Here is a 16,039-nt window from a genome sequence, read left to right as displayed (position 1 = left end):
GATGAACTGCTACGCAATGCTTTCATAACGAAGACAAGCCGCATTTGAGCGCCTTGTACCGAGCCCTTCGGGCCGGTCAGCTTCATCAATCCGCCTTGTGGGCAGTGCACATCCGGAAAAAACAGCTCGGCGGTCAGACGAGCTTGTTCAAAACGCTTGTTGCCAACGCTCCCGATCCGGGAGACGTCTCGATAATGCAAGGACAAAAAGGTTACGTCAACGGCTATGTAGTGATTATTTTTGATCACTACATAAATCGCCGTGGGGACGGGAGAATGCGGGAAAACGTGACTTGGGCGTCATTTTCTGGAGGTGCAGGTCAGGCAGATATCAGGCCAATCGCTCTGTCAGCAAGGGCAACAATCGCTCACACTCGGCTTCGATCTTCACCTGTAACAGCTCATCCCCTCGGGTCTTGCCCAAGTTGATTGCAATGACGGGTTTGCCCTGTTCGACCATGGCCTTGCACAGGCGAAACGCTGAGTAGGCCATCAGCGACGAGCCCACCACCAGCAACCCCTCGGCATGCTCTACCGCAGCCATCGCCCTGGCCGCTGTTGCCGGCGCTACGTTCTCGCCAAAAAACACGACATCCGGTTTCAATCGCTCGCCATTGCAGTGGGGGCAACGCGGGACCTGGAAGTGTTCTTCAAAGGCGGGATCAAGCAGGGTGTCGCCATCGGGCGCCTGCACCGCGTGGACTTGCGACAGATAGGGGTTGTCGATTTCCATCTGCCGCTGGATCGCGTCACGCTGGCTGCGCAACTGGCAATCCAGGCACAGCACTCGATGCAGGCTGCCGTGCAGTTCAATGACGTCGTGGCTGCCGGCTTGATCGTGAAGGGTGTCGACGTTCTGGGTGATCAACCCGCTGATGCGCTCGCGTTGTTGCAGCATCGCCAACGCCAGGTGCGCCTTGTTCGGTTGTGCAATGCGGACCCTCGGCCACCCCAGCATCGCTCGCGCCCAGTAACGGCGGCGCGCCTGCGGGGTGGCGAGGAATTCCTGGTACATCATTGGCGCCTTACCCCGACGCACGCCTTCGCTGTCGCGGTAATCGGGAATGCCCGACGACGTGCTGATCCCGGCACCGGTCAACACCAGAAAGCGCCGTTCGGCCATTGCCCGGTGCAGGGTGTCGAGGTGGTCCTCTTGATGTTCCAGCGTGTCGAGCATGGGTTCCCCTATTCGCCGCGGATGTACTGCTCCAGCTGTTTGATCAGGTCAGCCTGGTCGGCAATGGCTTCTTTCACCAAGTCACCGATAGAGAGCAGGCCCAGCAGTTTGCCGTCTTCCACCACCGGCAGGTGGCGCAGGTGACTGTCGGTCATGATGTTCATGCACTCATCGACCTTTTTATGGGTGTCGACGGTGATCACTGGAGAGCTCATTACCTCATGCACCTTTGTAGTGACCGACGAAAGCCCCTTGAGCATGATTTTGCGGGCGTAGTCACGTTCGCTGATGATGCCTACCACCACGCCATCCTGGACGACCGGCAAGGCCCCGACGTTTTTCTCCGACATCCGGACCAGTGCTTCAAACACGGTGTGGTCGTGTTTGATGACATGGACTTCCTGGTTTTTCTGGTCCTTGGCTTTGAGCACTTGTGCAACGGTTTTCATGGCGGCCACTCCGGTTTTTGTTAGTTAGTCAGGCTCCCCTTACAGAATCCTAGACGGCCCGCGCCACGGCAAGGTCCAAAGCGGCGCTAAACCCGTCGAAAAACGTCATTCGCCGGATTTTTTCGGGTTTTACCCGGCATTTGTCGGCTTTTTCGCCCGCTTGGGGGCGGCTGTGGTTTTGCGTGGCGCGCTCTTGCGCTTCTTTTTCCATGGCGCGGCGCCGCGTCCTGCCGGACTGGCCGGGCCGCTGATGGTCATGCGCAGGCCATTGCAACGCGCCACCTGCTTGCTCATCCAGGCCGCTTGTTTGGCGACGAATTCTTCCAGGCTCATTTCGCCGCTTTGCACCATGTCCAGCGCCTGCTCCCAGATGGCCGTGGTGCCAGGGTCCGCGATGGCGCGGGGCACGGCGTCGATCAGGCTGAACGCTGCCGGGGTGGCCGACAGCGCCTTGCCGTTCTTCACCAGGTAGCCACGGTCCAGCAGGCCCTGGATGATGCCGGCACGGGTGGCTTCGGTGCCGATGCCAGTGGTGTCCTTGAGCTTTTGCTTGAGCAGCGGGTCTTCCACCAGCTTGGCGACGTTTTTCATTGCCTTGATCAGGTCGCCTTCGGTAAAGGGCTTGGGCGGTTGGGTCCACAGGTCCTTGAGGTTGACCTTGGCCACGGCATAATCCTGGCCCTGCACCAATGCCGGCAACGCTTGTGGGGCTGGCGCTTCGCGACCTTTGGCTGGCGCGAGGGCTTCGGGCAGTGCACGTTTCCAGCCCGGTTCGATGACCACTTTGCCCACTGCGCGCAACGCTTGGCCTGCGCACTCGAAGTCCGCCTGGGTGCGATCGTATTCGTGGTTGGGCAGGAACTGCGCCAGGTAGCGCGCACGAATCAGGGTGTACACCGCACGGTGCTTGCCGGTGAGTTGCCCTACATCTTTGCCGGCGCCGGTCGGGATGATGCCGTGGTGGGCGCTGACCTTGGCGTCATTCCACGCCCGCGAGCGACGCTGCGGGTCGATATACGGCATCAGTTCATTCACCGCCGTATCAGCACGCCCCAACGCAGCGAGAATCTTCGGCGCGTCGCTGTGCTGGCTCAACGGTAGGTAGCCGCAATCACTGCGCGGGTAGGTGATGGCCTTGTGGGTTTCATACAGCGACTGGGCAATATCCAGGGTTTCCTGGGCGCCGAGGCCGAGCTTCTTGGAGCAGATTTCCTGCAGGGTGCCGAGGTCGAAGGGCAGGGGCGCCACTTCGCGCATGCGTTCGGTACGCAGCTTGACCAGCCGCGCGGTGGCGGCGTTGCGCATGGCGTCGGCGGCGTCTCGCGCCAGTTGCGGGTTGAGGCAGCGGCCCTGGTCATCACAGGCATCCTCGGCCGCACGCCATTGGGCGGTGAAGGTCATGGCGTTGTGGCGCAGGTCGACATCGATGGCCCAGTACGCCACCGGCACAAATTCGGCAATGCTGCGGTCGCGGTCCACCACCAGGCGCAACGTCGGCGTTTGCACCCGACCCACAGGCAATACGCCCTGATAACCGGATTGGCGCCCCAGCAAGGTAAACAGGCGACTCATGTTCATGCCGATCAGCCAGTCGGCGCGGGAACGGCCCAAGGCCGAGTGATACAGGCTGAAGGTCTCGGCGCCTGGCTTGAGGGCGGCCAGGGCCTTGCGGATGGAGGCGTCGTCCAGCGCCGACAGCCACAGCCGTTGGATCGGCCCGCGATAGCGGCAATGCTCCACCAGCTCACGCGCGATCATCTCGCCTTCGCGGTCGGCGTCGGTGGCGATCACCAGTTCCTGGGCTTCCCCCAGCAAACGCTTGACCGCCTTGAACTGGCTGGCGGTCTTGGGCTTGACGCGCATCTTCCATTTTTCCGGGACGATGGGCAGGTCGGCCAGCACCCAGCGCTTGTACTTCTCGTCGTAGGCGTCGGGCGGGGCGGTTTCCAGCAGGTGGCCGATGCACCAGGTGACCGTGACGCCATTGCCCAGCCAGCAGCCATCGCCCCGGCGACTGGCACCGAGTACGGCCGCAATATCCTTGGCCTGGGAAGGTTTTTCACAGAGGTACAGCCGCATGCTCAGCCCGTTCGTTACACCGTCGAATGGAGAGCAGGATGGGCAAAAGAAGGGATTTGATCAACCATTATCTGGATGGATATACAGCAATTTGTGTGCGCCCCCGTCCGGTAAGGGAAGGGGGCGCCTTCAGTCAGTTGTTATCAATATCCACATGCCGCGTTTCTTTGAGACAGAACAGCCCCACGATCAGGCTCACCCCGGTCACCACCACCGGGTACCACAGGCCGTAGAAGATATCGCCGGTGTACACCACCAGGGCGAACGACACGGTCGGCAGGAACCCGCCAAACCAGCCGTTGCCGATATGGTAGGGCAGGGACATCGAGGTATAGCGGATGCGGGTCGGGAACAACTCCACCATCAACGCGGCGAGCGGGCCGTAGCACATGGCGGCGATCAGGATCAGCGCCACGATCAGCACCACCACCATGGTCTTGTTGACTTGGGCCACATCCGCCGAAGACGGATAACCGGCCAGGGTCACGGCGCCGCGCAGGGCTTTTTCGTCAAACCCGTCGATTCGCACGTCGCCCACGCTTACCTGCACCGGGCTGCCGGCCGGTGCGGCGGCGCTGCTGTAGGGCAGGCCCTGCTTGACCAGGAAGGTCTTGACCTTGTCGCACGGGCTGTCGAATTTGGCCTTGCCCACCGGGTCGAACTGGAAGGTGCAGGTGGCCGGGTCGGCCAGCACGGTGATCGGGGCCTGGTTGCTGGCCTGGTCCATCGCCGGGTTGGTGTAGTGCGCCAGGCTCTTGAAGATCGGGAAGTACAGCGCGGTGGCCAGCAGCAGGCCGAGCATCAGCACCGGCTTGCGGCCCACCTTGTCCGACAGCCAGCCAAAGAAGATAAAGAACGGCGCGCCGATTACCACGCTGATGATCAACAGCATGTTGGCCAGGGCCGGGTCCATCCTCAGGAACTGGGTGAGGAAGAACAGCACATAGAACTGCGCGGCGTAGAAGGTCACCGCCTGGCCGCCGTTGATGCTGAACAGCGCGATCAGCACAATTTTGAGGTTTTCCCATTTGCCGAACGAATCGCGGATCGGCGACTTGCTGGACTTGCCTTCCTCTTTCATTTTCAGGAACGCTGGCGACTCATGCAGGCTCATGCGAATCCACGTGGAAATACCCAGCAGCACAATGGAGAACAGGAACGGAATACGCCAGCCCCACACTTCGAACTGGTCACCGGTGAAGTAACGGCAGGCCAACACCACCAGCAGTGACAGCAGCAGGCCGAGGGTTGCGGTGGATTGAATCCAGCTGGTGTGGAAGCCGCGTTTGCCGGCGGGCGCATGTTCCGCCACGTAGGTTGCTGCGCCGCCGTATTCACCGCCCAGCGCCAAGCCTTGCAGCATGCGCAGCACGATCAGGATGATCGGCGCCGCAATGCCGATGCTCGCGTAAGTCGGCAACAGCCCGACACAGAAGGTCGCCACGCCCATCAAGATGATGGTGACGAGGAAGGTGTATTTGCGTCCGATCATGTCGCCCAGGCGGCCAAACACCAGCGCGCCGAACGGCCGCACCACAAAGCCGGCCGCAAAGGCCATCAAGGCAAAGATGAACGCCGTGGTGTCGTTGACCCCGGCAAAGAACTGCTTGCTGATCACCGCCGCGAGGGCGCCATAGAGGAAAAAGTCATACCACTCGAACACCGTCCCCAGGGACGAGGCGAAGATGACCTTCTTTGAGTCGTTGCGGGTAACGGCGGCGTTGACCGCCGAGCCCAGGGGTTGAGCATGTTCTGACATCGGGTAGCCCTCACAGTGATTATTTATTGTTGTTCCACTGTCGGCGCCAGGTCTGGCGCCGCTATTCAGATTGCATGAACCAGTTCTTTCTCCGGGGCGAGACTCCTTGTATTCGGCGAAAGGATCAGCTGCGCGGCCTTTTCCGCGATCATCAGCGTCGGTGAACAGGTATTTCCGGACGTGATGCGCGGCATGACCGACGCATCGGCAATGCGCAAGCCCGGCACGCCATGCACCCGCAGTTGCGCATCCACCACCGCATCTTTATCGCTGCCCATGCGGCAGGTGCCGACCGGATGGAAGATGGTCGTACCGATGCGCGCGGCGGCTTCGTGCAATTCGTCCTCGGTTTGCAGCGAATCCCCCGGCAGATATTCCACCGGTTTGAACTGGCTGAGGGCGGGTGCGGCAACAATGCGGCGTGTCAGGCGGATCGCGTCGGCGGCCACCCGCAAGTCTTCCGGGTGGCTCAGGTAATTGGGGCGGATCAACGGTGCATCCGCCGGGTTGGCCGAGCGAATGTCGATTCGCCCCCGGCTTTGCGGGCGCAAGTCGCAGACCGATGCGGTAAACGCCGGGAAGGCGTGCAGCGGTTCGCCAAAGCGCTCAAGTGACAGTGGCTGCACATGGTATTCGAGGTTGGCCGAGGTCTGTTCCGGACCCGAGCGGGCAAATGCGCCGAGCTGGCTGGGCGCCATCGACAATGGGCCGCTGCGGTCATACAGGTAGCGCAGGCCCATGCCCATCTTGCCCCATAGCGTGCCGGCGATCTGGTTGAGGGTGCGCGCGTTTTCCAGTTTGTAGATCAGCCGCAGTTGCAGGTGGTCCTGCAGGTTGCCACCAACGCCCGGCAGTTCATGCAGGACGTCGATGCCCAAGGGTTTGAGCACGCTGGACGGACCGATTCCCGAACGCTGCAAAATGCCCGGTGAACCTACGGAGCCGGCGCACAGCACGATTTCCTTGCGTGCCTTCCAGCTCATCTGCTGGCCTTGCTGGCGCCCGATCACCTGGGAGGCGCGGCCGTTTTCCAGCAGTACGCGGTCGACCTCCACCTCGGTCAGCACCGTGAGGTTGGGGCGCTGGCGGACCGGCTTGAGGAACGCCTTGGCCGCATTCCAGCGCACGCCGGCCTTCTGGTTGACCTGGAAGTAGCCGCAGCCTTCATTGTCGCCCGTGTTGAAGTCGTTGAGGGTGGCAATGCCGCTCTGCGCCGCCGCATCACGGAAGGCATCGAGGATCGGCCAGTGCAGGCGCTGCTGTTCGACGCGCCATTCGCCACCGTCGCTGTGGAACTCCGAGCCGCCGGCAAAATGGTTTTCGCTTTGCTTGAACAGGGGCAGCACGTCTTTCCAGGCCCAGCCTGCGTTGCCTTCTGCCGCCCAGCCGTCGTAATCCTGGGCCTGGCCGCGCATGTAGATCATGCCGTTGATGGACGAGCAGCCGCCCAGCACCTTGCCCCGAGGGTAACTCAACGCACGGCCTTGCAGGCCTTCCTGGGCTTCGGTCTTGAAACACCAGTCGGTGCGTGGGTTGCCGATGCAGAACAGGTAGCCGACGGGAATGTGGATCCAGGGGTAGTTGTCGCGGCCGCCAGCTTCAAGCAGCAGCACGCGGTGAGCGGGGTTGGCGGACAGTCGATTGGCCAGCAGGCAGCCCGCGGGGCCGGCGCCTACGACGATGTAATCGTATTCAGCAGTTGCAATGGGCATCTGAGGCCTCGCTTGTTTTTCTTATTGGCTCCATCCTAGTTGTTAGTTTTCGTCTTAAAAATGTTAGTTTTTACCCAGCTGCTGTGCGTTTTTAAACAGCGTGGTCGAGTTTCATGCAATGGAGGCGTCATGTTCGACTGGAACGACCTGCGGTACTTTCTGGAGCTGCAGCGCAGCGGCCGCCTGCTCACTGCCGCGCAACGCCTGAAAACCACCCACGCCACCGTTGCGCGGCACATCGAGGCGATCGAGAAAAGCCTCGGCACTGCTCTGTTCGTGCAGCACGCGCAGGGCTACGAGTTGACGCCCGCCGGCGAGGCCTTGCTCAAGCACGCCGAAGCCATGGAAAACGTCGCGCTGCTGGCTGAAGACGAACTGACCCACTCCGCCGCGCCCCTGGGCAAGATCCGCCTCGGCGTGGCCGAGGGCTTGGGCGTGATGTTCCTGGCCAGTCGCATGGGTGGGCTATTTGATCGCTACCCCGGACTGGAAGTGGAACTGGTGGCGGTGCCGCGCTTTGTCAGCATTCTCAACCGCGAAGCGGAGATCAGCATCCACCTCGAACGCCCCAGCGTCGATCAACTGGTCACGCGCAAACTCACCGACTACCGCCTGGCCCTCTACGCCAGCCGTGCCTACCTGGAGCGCAACCCACCGATCGAAAAACGCGAAGACCTCGCCGCGCACGCGTGGATCGATTATGTAGACGACTTGCTGTTCAGCCAGGAACTCAAATTCCTCAGCAGCTTCTGCCGCAACCCCAAGGTGGTGTTCCACAGCACCAGCGTGATCGCCCAGCACCAGGCGGCGCGCTCCGGGTTGGGGATTGCGGTGTTGCCGTGCTTTATGGCGTCGGGCGATCCGGACTTGGTGCCATTGCTGCCGGGGGAAGGGATCCAGCGCAGCTACTGGATCAGCTCGCGCCGGGAGTTGCACAAATCGGTACGGCTGCGGGTGTTGTGGGATTACGTGGTGGAGTTGTGCGCGCGGGAGCAGGGGTTGTTGCTGGGCGAGGCCTGATGCCAGGCCTGCCCAACAGAGGGGTTAGAGTTTTACCACCTGATGCACCTGCTCCGCGCAAGCCCGTGCATCCTCGATCATTTTTCCGAACGCCTTGCTGACAATCTCATCACGGCTCAACCAACGCACCTTCTGGCTCAGGCGATAGTGATAACGCAGCCCGCCATTCTCTTGCGAACCCTGCAGATCCAAGTCATACCACGGTGAACGCACCTGGCAACCCGGGATGGCTTTTTCCATCCGCCCGCCGCTCAGGGTGATGCGGTAGTCATGGGTTTGCGGGTTGCCCAGATCTAGCTCGGCCTGCTGCCCTTGGCGGCGGTAGTTGATAAAACCATCCCAACGACCCTTGAGCGATTCATCGCTATATACGTAGTCAGTCGCCAGCTTTTCCAGCGCACGTTGATCATTCATTTTGGCCGTGACTGTATAGCCGTCATGCACCACAAAGCCGGTGGCCGGGCGGGTGATCTGGCAGTCGCTGATCTCGTTGCCGAAGTTGGCGCAGATGTCCTGGTCGGTGGCGGTGCTGCCTTGCTGGCGGTCGGCGACGCTCAGTTGCATCAGCGGCAGACGACTGAAGGTGATCGTGGCCTGGGTCGCTCCATCGCCTTGTTTGTCGTAGTGCACCTGTTTGTCCAGGCGCAGGGTGGTTTCGGGGCTTTCAAGCGGGATATGTTCCTCGCGCACCTGTCCCTGGGCGTCGTTGACCAGCACCCAGCGGTCCTGGATATCGGGCATGACCTGGCCGGGGGCGAACACCGGGTTGGTCGGGTCCAGCCACCACACCTGGCTGTCCACTTCGGCGCGCACGATGGCATGGTTCGGCGCCTGGGTGCCTGGGATCAACAGTGACTCCACCACATCGCCACGGCTGACCCACGCTGTTTCGGCCTTGATGCCACTGGCCTTGAGCAAGGCGGTCAGCAGGATTGCCAGGTCCTTGCAGTCGCCATAACCGTGCTGTTCGATTTCAGCGAGGTTGAAGGGCACATAGCCGCGCTCTGTCGCCCGCCAATCACCCAAGTAGCGGTAGTGATCGTTGATGTGCTGCATCAACGCGGCGACCTGTTCAGCCGGCGCCAAACCGCGCACGGCGATCACGGCAGCAGCACTTTGCGACGGCAGGTTGGCCCCGAGGATCTGGTTGTAGCGCTGCGCGAACGCCCCGAAGTACGCCTGGCGCTCCAGAGCACTGCCTACCTCGATACGCGGGATGCGCAGCAACGCGGCGTTAGAGGCTTCGTTGATGTAATTGAGGTAGGTCGGAGCCTTTTGCACCACGTCCAGGGTCTTGCCATTTTGCGACGGCGTTACGCTGAAACCCTCGAACAGTTCGCTGCGCCACTGTATCGGTCGCTCTGCGGTAAACCGCGCCTTGAATCGGTCGCGCCGCGCCGGGCTGGCGCCGAACTTGAGCACGTAGTGAAACTGGGTCATCAAGGGCTTGGCGGCGTGGTGTTCGCGTACGGTGTAGCGAATCTGCGTACCGACGCGCAGGTTGGGGAAGGCCAGCGAGGTCTGTTTGTTGCGGCTGAAGCCCTGGTCCGGGTTGGGCGCGGTGCGGGTGTCGATCTGCGTCGCGTCCAGCGCCACCGGCTTGGCGCCGGGCTGGGTGGACTGTGCACTGATCACTTCAAAGGTGTCGCCTTCGGAATAATCGAAGTCGATGCGCGAAAGCATTTCGCGGCCGCTCGGCTTGAGAATCGTATAGCGGTAGGTGGTGGTGCAGTCGGTACTGGCGTCGCGGTTGAAGTGGCAGTGCAGCTCGGTGTCGCTGGCCAGCGGTGCTTCGGCCAGGGGTTGCAGCGCGGCAAACACGCCAGGAGCAGCAAGCCCCAGGCTGATGGCGATCAGGGGGCGGTGAAACGAAAAACGGTACATGGGCGCCTCGGGTGACACATTGAAACAGCTACCCGACGGGTAGCGAGAAGGCGCTTGATGATAATGGCTCGCAACTGAGAAAGCCAGGATTGTTCGACAATTTATAGAGCTGAAAGGCCCGGTTTAGAGCCTTTAATTTGAGTTGTGCCAGTCGTTTCGCAGTTCGAAGTCGGCGCTGGCGAGCTTCTCGCCGTTGATCAGCACATGCACGACATGCTTGCCGGGGTAATGCTTACGCGTGGTCAACTCGCGGATATGTTGCTCACGCCGAATGCTGTGATGCTCACCCGCGCCGAGGGTAAACGCCTTGAGCTTGAACACTTTCGCGGCACTGTGGCCGGCGCTTTTCACGTAGTCGATGGCGTAGTCCACCACCAGTTTCTGTGGCGCGGCAGAGGTGGACTCCAGGCTGAAGGACAGGTTGATGCGTTCGCCCAGGTTGATCACCGCCGGTGTGACCTTCAGATGGTGGATCTTCACCTCGGCCTTGGCGCCGGCGCCCATGATCGTCAGCGCACGGGTGTTGCCTTGCTTGATCAGGCTGCGCAAGGCATGGCGGGCGATCCACGCAGTGTGCGGGTTATCCAGGTTCCAGCCCTCGATCAGGTTGAGCACCCAGTCCGGGTGGTCCTTGGTGATGTCATTGAGGTGGTTGGCCACTGACTTGCGCACATAGAGGCTGCTGTCGGCCTTGAGGTTGTCGAGGATCGACGCGCACAGCTCGGGGTTGGCCTGCACCTGTGCCAGGCGGAATGACCAAGGCAGGCGCGGACGCGAACCTTCGCTGGCCAGGCGGCGCACGTGTTCGTTGTCATCCAGTGACCAGGTTTGCATCACCGCCAATGTGCGCTGGAAGTCGTGCAGCAAAAAGTGGCGGATGGCGAATTCGGCGGAGCCAAAGGTGGTGAAGTACTTGAGCGCGGCCATGGAGCGCTTGAAATCATCCAGCCCGTAACTCGCCACGAAGTGCGGCAGGAACAGGCTGACAAACGCGCTGTTCAGGCGCGGCGCCAGGGCATGGAGCAACTTGAGGGTCTGCGGATAATCCAGCGGGATCACCGCGTGCAGGCTTTCGCTGACCCGTGCCATGCGCTGCATCACCGACAACTCGGCCAACCCGGCCTTGGCATGCTTGAGGAAGCCCTTGGCGTCGAACGCCGGGTACACCGCTGTCATTTCATCGGCGATGTGTTGCAAGCGTTCGACGTTGAAGATTTCCTTGAGGGCCGGGGCGCTTTGGTCGGTCATCGGTGATTCCGGTGGCGGTTAGAGAAAGTGGCGGTTAGAGAAACCAGCGGTATTCCCGCGCATTGATCTCTTGTTGGAAGGCCAGGTGGTCCTGGCGTTTGTTTTCGCAGTACACGTCGACAAATTCGGCGCCCAGCTTATCGCGCAATACCGCTTGATGCTGCATGGCACGCACGGCGTCGAGCATGTCCAGCGGGAAGTCGGTTCCGCTGCTGCGGTCTTCGTTCAGCGGGGCGATGGGTTCGCGTTTGGCTTCCAAGCCGTGTTCCAGGCCGACGAGGATCGCCGCCAGCACCAGGTACGGGTTGGCATCGGCACTGGCCAGCCGGTGCTCGATGCGCAGGTTGCGTGGGTCGGATTCGGGAATGCGCACGCACGCGTCACGGTCTTCAAAGCCCCAGCTGGCGCGGGTGGCGGCGTTGACCGTACCGCCCAGGCGGCGGAAGGCGTTGTGGTTCGGCGAGAAGATCGGCATGCAGTGGGGCAGCAACTCCAGGCAACCGGCCACGGCGTGGCGCAACGGTTGCTGTTGGTGCGCTGCCAGCAGGTTATTGCCCGCGCCGTCATACAGGCTGACATGCACATGCATGCCACTGCCGGGGTATTGCAGGTACGGCTTGGCCATGAAGCTGGCGCGATAGCCATGCTTGAGCGCCACGCCACGGGTGCTGCGGCAGAACAGGGCGGCCCAGTCGGCGGCGCGCAGGCCGTCGTCGAGGTGGCCGAAGTTGATCTCGAACTGGCCAGGGCCTATCTCGGCAGTGATCACGGTGATATCGATGCCTTGGTCCTTGGCGGTTTGCGCCATGTCATCCAGCACTTCGCTGAAGCGTGACAGCCGTTCGATATGCAGGTTGGGCTGGTCGTCGGCGTCATCGCTCATTGGGTCGCGGGCGAATTGCGGCAGGCCGTTGTCGAGCTTTTTGTCGAACAGGTAGAACTCCAATTCAAAAGCCACCACCGGGTGGATGCCCTTGTGGTGCAGGCGCTCCAGCACCTTGGCCAGCACTTCGCGGGGTTCGAATTCGATGGGCGCTTCGGTGCCGTCCGAGGTGATCAGCATCTGGCCCAGGGGTTGCGACTCCCAGCTCACTGGCTTGAGCGTACCAGGCACCAGGCGGCGGTTGGCATCCGGGTCGCCGTCGTTGAAGCAATAGTCGCCAATCTTGAATAGCCCGCCCTGAACCCCCAGCAGCACGGCGTTCTGCGGCAGCTTCAGCGGGCTGCCGGCGGCGACTTTTTCCAGCATCTCGATGGGGTAGCGCTTGCCGTAGAAGTGCCCCGGAATGTCCAGGGCGATCAAGTCGACATAACGCACGTCGGGATGGTTCTGGCGAAAGGTCCGTACTTCGGCCAGTAACGTGCAGGCTTGGCTTTTCACGGGTGCAGCTCCTAGTTGTAAACCCACAACACGCGGGCGGGCAGGTCGGTCAGGTTGGCGTAGCGGCAATGGGCGAAGCTGGCCAGGTGAAAGCTGTCGCCAGGGCCGAGGGTGACCGAGTCGGCTTCACCTTCAACCCACAAGGTCAACTCGCCTTCCAGCACAAAACCGGCCTGTTCTGCACGGTCACTCATGGTTTGTTCACCGCTGTTGGCACCCGGTGCCAACAGGCTGTCGAGCATCGAAAAGGCGCCGTTCATGCTCGGTGAGACGAGGATGTCGGTGATGCCATTGGCGTAATACACCGTGCGCCGCTCGTTAGGGCGGGTGATCCAGTCCACGGCCTTGGGTTTGGGCTGGCTGTAGAAATACGTGGTGGGCACGTCGAGGGCGTGGCTGATAGCGGTCAAGTCCGCCACGGTCGGGCGCGACAGGCCGCGCTCGACCTGGGACAGGAAGCCCACGGAACGCTCGATCCTTTGCGCGAGCTGGGCCAGGGTGAGCTTCTTGTGCTTGCGCAGGTCGTGAATCAGCGCGGCGAGGGTGGCAAGTTCTTCTTGGGGTGTCATGAAATTTATTTCGATAAATTTCATGAAAAATTACAGGATTTATTTCACCGAGGCAACGAGTTATCTGCCATTGCTGAATCCCCTGTGGCGAGGGAGCTTGCTCCCGCTGGGCCGCGAAGCGGCCCCAATTCAATCGCCGCGTTAGTTCAGGGCGTTCACGGTGAAGTTTTTTGGGGCTGCTGCGCAGCCCAGCGGGAGCAAGCTCCCTCGCCACAATGGGGGGTGAAATATGAGGAAATTGAACTGAGCAGAAAGATGGGCGGTGACTGCTAGCTTGAATTGATCTCTTATCCATTCACAGGAGCAGTGAGTTGCTTCAGAAGCCCAACTCTCATCTGTTGCGTCGTGGTCGCTATTCAGAAACAGGCCGTGCCTATTTGGTGACCGCAGTGGTTTACCAACGCCGGCCAGTATTTACCGACTTTTATCTGGGGCGGTTACTGGTGGCAGAGCTCAAACAGGCCCATGACCTCGGCTGGGTTGAATCCCTCGCATGGGTCATCATGCCGGACCATTTCCATTGGCTGTTTGAGTTACGGGATGCATCGTTGCCCCAGGTTATACAGAGGGTGAAATCGAGGAGTACGCTGGCGATCAATCGAGCCTGTGGCACACAGGGCGCTTTTTGGCAGAGTGGATACCATGACCGTGCAGCACGTGCCGAGGAAGACCTTATTCCCATCGCACGCTACATCATCGGTAACCCCTTGCGAGCGGGTTTGGTGGCGCGCATAGGCGACTACCCACTCTGGGACGCCGCCTGGTTATGAAGGCCAATTCACCTGTGGCAAGGGAGCAAACTCCCTAGCCACAGGTGGATTGAATGATCATGCGCGGCAGCGGTCCGAACTTGGGTAAGCATCATTCATTGAAGGAGCACCCATGAAGTCAAAATCCCTGATCGCCTCGCTGCTGGTCGCTACCAGCCTGTCCACCGCCAGCTTCATCGTGCAAGCCGGTGATACCCCTCAGGAAACCGTGCAACCTTCGAACATCAACACCCGTGACTTGAAAGAAGGCGATCGCGCGCCCGATATCTTGATGCGCAAGGAGTCGGCCGTCAGTGACTGGAAGAAACGCGGCCTCAAGCAGCCTGAAGAAGACAGCCAGTGGGCGCGGGTGGGCGATAGGTTTGTGCTGCTCAAGACAACCAACGGCACCATTCTTGAGATCACTCCCGTCAAGAAATGACCTTGTATTCCTGCCCTGTTCCTGAGTTAAGGTAGCCGGCTGAAAAGGTCGCGTTACCTTCAAGGAAAGAGAGCAGGATGCTTGCCACAATAAGAAACTACCCTCGCACCGTTAACCTGTTGCTGTCCGCCACGTTGCTGCTCACGCTGGCCAAAGCCATCACGTTTCCGTACCTGGTGATTTACCTCACCCGCCACTTTGCCCTTGATATCACTCAGGTCGGCCTGGTGATCGGCAGTTCGCTGATCGTCGGTTCGTTGCTCAGTGTGTACGGCGGTTTCCTCGTAGACCGCATCAACAGCTACCGGCTATTGCTGGCCTTAAGCGTGCTGTTTGTGCTGGGTTTTATCGGCACGGTGCTGGCGCAGAACATCTGGGCGTTCTACAGCTGCCTGATCCTGATCAACCTGGCTTATGCGGTGATCGATATCGCCGTCAAAGCTGGCTTTGCCAGCCTGTTGCCCGAAGATGCACGCAGCGAAGTGTTTTCCATCAAGTACACCCTGACCAATATCGGGTATGCCGTCGGGCCTTTTTTCGGGGCGATAATTGCCAAATGGGATATCAGCCTGCCGTTTATTCTGTCGGCGCTGTTGGGGGTGGGGTTTTTCCTGCTGTATTGGCGCTGGGGTGACCGTACCCTGGCCACCGTGGATGCCACGCAAAAACCGGTGCCATTCCTGGCCGTCGGCCGAGTGCTTTTAAGCGATCATCGCCTGGTGTGCTTTACCCTCGGCGGCGTGCTCAGTGCCGTGGTGTTCGGCCAGTTCACCGCGTGGCTGTCGCAGTACCTGGTGACCACCACGACCGCCGAATACACCTACACCGTGGTCAGCGCCGTACTGACCACCAACGCGGTGCTGGTGATTGCCTTGCAGTATGTGATTGGGCGGCGCATTTCGCACCGCTACCTGGGCCAGTGGCTGATCGCGGGGCTGGGCATGTTCATGCTCGGAGTCATCGGGTTCGCGCTGTCCACCAGCGTGTTGTGGTGGGTGCTGGCGATGGCGGTGTTCACGGTGGGGGAGATCATCGTGTTTCCGGCCGAGTACATGTTCATCGACCGGATCGCCCCGGACCATCTGCGCGGCATGTATTACGGGGCACAGAACCTGTCCAACCTGGGCGCCGCGTTGGGGCCGGTGTTGTGTGGGCTGGTATTGGCCAGCCTGCCGGCCCACTACATGTTCTACATGCTGGGGGCGTTCATCGTGGGCGGCGGGGTGTTTTATTTCATTGGGGCGTCGTTGAAGGCAAGTCATCCAGCGTGAGCTTGCCCATGGTGTTGCTCTGCAGTTCGTAACGCAGTTCTTCCACCATCTTTTCCACTTCTTGCGGGGTCTGCAGCCGGTTGGTGCTGATCCCGGTCACTACCAGATCCACTCGACCGGTTTCGGCGTCGTAGACCTTGAGTGTCAGGGATGCGTCCCGGCACAGGGTGAACTCGCACGTCAGCGGCGACAGGCCTTCTTCGATGCAATTTCGCAGTTGAGAGAGGGTAAACATGCGGGTTCCTTCAGGCATAAGTTCGATGCTTAAAGGTTATGGCGTGCTTTGCGCTGCAATAAGGC

The 16,039-nt window shown here is 60.8% G+C and carries 14 protein-coding genes; 4 read left to right on the top strand and 10 right to left on the bottom strand.

Annotated features, from left to right (window positions below; genetic code table 11):
- Nucleotides 1-330 precede the first annotated feature (330 nt).
- The 5 genes from ACP7BX_RS23675 to ACP7BX_RS23655 form a co-directional block, all read right to left on the bottom strand.
- A complete protein-coding gene (locus ACP7BX_RS23675; RefSeq protein WP_426127538.1) occupies nt 331-1,176 on the bottom strand; it encodes an NAD-dependent protein deacetylase in 846 nt (281 codons plus the stop codon).
- 8 nt (nt 1,177-1,184) lie between these two features.
- On the bottom strand, nt 1,185-1,625 hold the full coding sequence (locus ACP7BX_RS23670; RefSeq protein ID WP_016977364.1) for a CBS domain-containing protein: 441 nt from the start codon (nt 1,623-1,625) through the stop codon (nt 1,185-1,187).
- Nucleotides 1,626-1,754: 129 nt separating this feature from the next.
- Entirely contained in the window at nt 1,755-3,704 is a 1,950-nt protein-coding gene (locus ACP7BX_RS23665) for a DNA topoisomerase III (protein ID WP_426127541.1), read from the bottom strand.
- 133 nt (nt 3,705-3,837) lie between these two features.
- The gene (locus ACP7BX_RS23660) at nt 3,838-5,463 is read right to left on the bottom strand and encodes an MFS transporter (protein ID WP_426127543.1); all 1,626 of its coding nucleotides are present in this window, start codon (nt 5,461-5,463) and stop codon (nt 3,838-3,840) included.
- Nucleotides 5,464-5,528: 65 nt separating this feature from the next.
- Nucleotides 5,529-7,175 (bottom strand): GMC family oxidoreductase, encoded by a 1,647-nt coding sequence (locus ACP7BX_RS23655; protein ID WP_426127545.1) that lies wholly within the window; start codon nt 7,173-7,175, stop codon nt 5,529-5,531.
- A gap of 129 nt (nt 7,176-7,304) precedes the next feature.
- Between ACP7BX_RS23655 and ACP7BX_RS23650 the strand changes: the two genes are divergently transcribed.
- Nucleotides 7,305-8,195, top strand: a complete 891-nt coding sequence (locus tag ACP7BX_RS23650) for a LysR family transcriptional regulator (protein WP_314527553.1) — start codon at nt 7,305-7,307, stop codon at nt 8,193-8,195.
- A gap of 24 nt (nt 8,196-8,219) precedes the next feature.
- On the opposite strand, the gene ACP7BX_RS23645 is transcribed toward ACP7BX_RS23650, so the two are convergent.
- The 4 genes from ACP7BX_RS23645 to ACP7BX_RS23630 all read right to left on the bottom strand — a co-directional run bounded on the left by ACP7BX_RS23645 (nt 8,220) and on the right by ACP7BX_RS23630 (nt 13,277).
- Nucleotides 8,220-10,079, bottom strand: a complete 1,860-nt coding sequence (locus tag ACP7BX_RS23645) for a DUF3857 domain-containing transglutaminase family protein (RefSeq protein ID WP_426127547.1) — start codon at nt 10,077-10,079, stop codon at nt 8,220-8,222.
- A gap of 132 nt (nt 10,080-10,211) precedes the next feature.
- On the bottom strand, nt 10,212-11,327 hold the full coding sequence (locus ACP7BX_RS23640; protein WP_426127549.1) for a DNA alkylation repair protein: 1,116 nt from the start codon (nt 11,325-11,327) through the stop codon (nt 10,212-10,214).
- Between the two features lie 34 nt (nt 11,328-11,361).
- Nucleotides 11,362-12,708 carry a glutamine synthetase family protein gene (locus ACP7BX_RS23635; protein ID WP_426127551.1) on the bottom strand — a complete coding sequence of 449 codons (1,347 nt, stop codon included), beginning with the start codon at nt 12,706-12,708 and terminating at the stop codon, nt 11,362-11,364.
- An 11-nt stretch (nt 12,709-12,719) separates the two neighbouring features.
- Entirely contained in the window at nt 12,720-13,277 is a 558-nt protein-coding gene (locus tag ACP7BX_RS23630) for a helix-turn-helix domain-containing protein (protein WP_177114632.1), read from the bottom strand.
- Nucleotides 13,278-13,588: 311 nt separating this feature from the next.
- Here ACP7BX_RS23630 and ACP7BX_RS23625 point away from each other — a divergent pair, with 311 nt between their 5' ends.
- From ACP7BX_RS23625 to ACP7BX_RS23615, 3 genes are all read left to right on the top strand, one after another.
- Nucleotides 13,589-14,047: an REP-associated tyrosine transposase gene (locus tag ACP7BX_RS23625; RefSeq protein WP_177114634.1), complete on the top strand. Its 459-nt coding sequence runs from the start codon at nt 13,589-13,591 to the stop codon at nt 14,045-14,047.
- 112 nt (nt 14,048-14,159) lie between these two features.
- Nucleotides 14,160-14,468, top strand: coding sequence for an RcnB family protein (locus tag ACP7BX_RS23620; RefSeq protein ID WP_033902066.1), 309 nt, complete (start codon nt 14,160-14,162; stop codon nt 14,466-14,468).
- A 77-nt stretch (nt 14,469-14,545) separates the two neighbouring features.
- Nucleotides 14,546-15,739: an MFS transporter gene (locus ACP7BX_RS23615; protein WP_314527570.1), complete on the top strand. Its 1,194-nt coding sequence runs from the start codon at nt 14,546-14,548 to the stop codon at nt 15,737-15,739.
- Here the strand turns inward: ACP7BX_RS23615 and ACP7BX_RS23610 are convergent.
- On the bottom strand, nt 15,702-15,974 hold the full coding sequence (locus tag ACP7BX_RS23610) for a DUF1652 domain-containing protein (RefSeq protein WP_071489650.1): 273 nt from the start codon (nt 15,972-15,974) through the stop codon (nt 15,702-15,704). The genes ACP7BX_RS23615 and ACP7BX_RS23610 overlap by 38 nt on opposite strands.
- Nucleotides 15,975-16,039: the final 65 nt, after the last annotated feature.

The organism is Pseudomonas sp. DWP3-1-3b3 (genome assembly GCF_049896305.1).
Taxonomy (GTDB): Bacteria; Pseudomonadota; Gammaproteobacteria; order Pseudomonadales; family Pseudomonadaceae; genus Aquipseudomonas; species Aquipseudomonas azotoformans_A.
The sequence above is the reverse complement of the archived record's forward strand: the minus strand, read 5'-3'. Positions and strand labels throughout refer to the sequence as shown.